Origin of the sequence: Flavobacterium sp. (assembly GCF_040382755.1) — a bacterium.
Classification (GTDB): Bacteria; Bacteroidota; Bacteroidia; order Flavobacteriales; family Flavobacteriaceae; genus Flavobacterium.
Map to the genome: position 1 here is coordinate 1 of NZ_JBEIET010000229.1, position 1,910 is coordinate 1,910.

General features: G+C 33.9%; 1 protein-coding gene and 2 tRNA genes. All 3 read left to right on the top strand.

The window, feature by feature from the left end; translation table 11 throughout:
• Nucleotides 1-1,506 (top strand): DNA mismatch repair protein MutS (mutS, locus tag ABWO04_RS11550; RefSeq protein WP_353079839.1); only part of this gene is annotated, 1,506 nt, incomplete at its 5' end.
• A 134-nt stretch (nucleotides 1,507-1,640) separates the two neighbouring features.
• Nucleotides 1,641-1,713, top strand: a tRNA-Gly gene (locus ABWO04_RS11555).
• Between the two features lie 105 nt (nucleotides 1,714-1,818).
• Nucleotides 1,819-1,904 (top strand) — tRNA-Leu (locus ABWO04_RS11560).
• The last annotated feature ends 6 nt before the right edge of the window (nucleotides 1,905-1,910 follow it).

Here is a 1,910-nt window from a genome sequence, read left to right on the forward strand (position 1 = left end):
GTCATTCACTTAAAAGATTCGTTAGAGGCAATTATTCCAATTAAAACGTTGGCGTTGCAATCTAAAAACGAAGCTCTAAAAACCATTGGCGATAGTTTGCATTCTTGCGAATTGTTACGAGAAAAAATAGGAACAACTTTAAATCCTGATGCGCCAGTAGCCATTAACAAAGGAAATGCCATTGCAGTTGGAGTAAACACAGAATTAGATGAATTACGAACCATTTCTTCTACTGGAAAAGGCTTTTTAGAAGCGTTGGAAAAACGCGAAAGTGAGAGTACAGGTATTCCTTCCTTAAAAATATCGTTTAATAATGTTTTTGGATACTATATTGAAGTACGAAATACGCATAAAGACAAAGTGCCTTCGGAATGGATTAGAAAGCAAACATTAGTAAATGCAGAACGATATATTACAGAAGAATTAAAAGAATACGAGTCGAAAATTTTAGGTGCAGAAGATAAAATTTCGCAACTTGAAAGTATGTTGTACGAACAATTGGTCAATTGGATGGCTACATATATCAAACCCGTTCAGTTAAATGCTGCATTAATCGCTCAAATAGATTGTTTACAAAGTTTTGCACAAATGGCATTTGAAAATAAATATGTGCAACCTGAAATAGATGAAACCTTTGATTTAGAAATTAAAGAAGGACGCCATCCAGTAATTGAAAAACAACTTCCGGTAGGAACGCCTTACATATCAAATGATGTTTTTTTAGACCGAGAAACTCAGCAATTAATTATGATTACGGGACCAAATATGTCTGGAAAATCAGCAATTTTACGACAAACGGCTTTGATTGTTTTACTTGCCCAAATGGGAAGTTTTGTCCCTGCAGCACAAGTAAGAATGGGAGTTGTGGATAAAATTTTTACGCGTGTAGGTGCAAGTGATAACATTTCGATGGGAGAATCTACTTTTATGGTAGAAATGAATGAAACGGCTTCTATTTTGAATAATATTTCCGATAGAAGTTTGGTGTTGTTAGACGAAATTGGAAGAGGAACCTCAACATATGACGGTATTTCAATCGCTTGGGCTATTGCCGAATATTTACACGAACACCCAAGTAAGGCAAAAACACTTTTCGCAACGCATTATCACGAGTTAAATGAAATGGAAGCGATTTTTACGCGAATACAAAATTTCAACGTTTCTGTTAAAGAACTAAAAGATACCGTCTTATTTATTAGAAAATTAGTAAAAGGAGGAAGCGAACATAGCTTTGGTATTCACGTAGCAAAAATGGCTGGAATGCCACAAACTGTGATTCAAAAAGCACAAAAAATATTAAAAAAATTAGAGAAAGACCATTCCGGAGAAGCCCTAAACGGAATTAGATCTGAAAAAGAGGAATTGCAATTGAGTTTTTTCAATTTAGATGATCCTTTATTAGAAGAACTTAAAGAAGAAATTATGAATATTGATATCAATACGTTAACTCCCGTTGAAGCATTAATGAAATTAAATGAAATTAAAAGAATGTTAACTAAAAAATAAATTAATATAACTTTTTCACTTTCAAATCATTAAAAAAAAGATTGTACATTTTTATTAAAAGTACTTGTGAGAATAAAAATATGTACTATATTTGCACTCGCAATACGAAAGAATTGCAACGTTCATTAAAAATCGCGAAAATAGCTCAGCTGGTAGAGCGCGACCTTGCCAAGGTCGAGGTCGCGGGTTCGAGCCCCGTTTTTCGCTCAAAAATAAAAATACCAATTATTGTGTTTACACGATATAATGCTTGAGAATAACTTTAATTAATTTTTTCTAAAAATTAACAAAAAAAATTCAAAAAGCAGACATGCTTGAGTGGTGGAATTGGTAGACACGCTGGACTTAAAATCCAGTGGGTAGTAATGCCCGTGCGGGTTCAAGTCCCGCCTTGAGTACTAAAA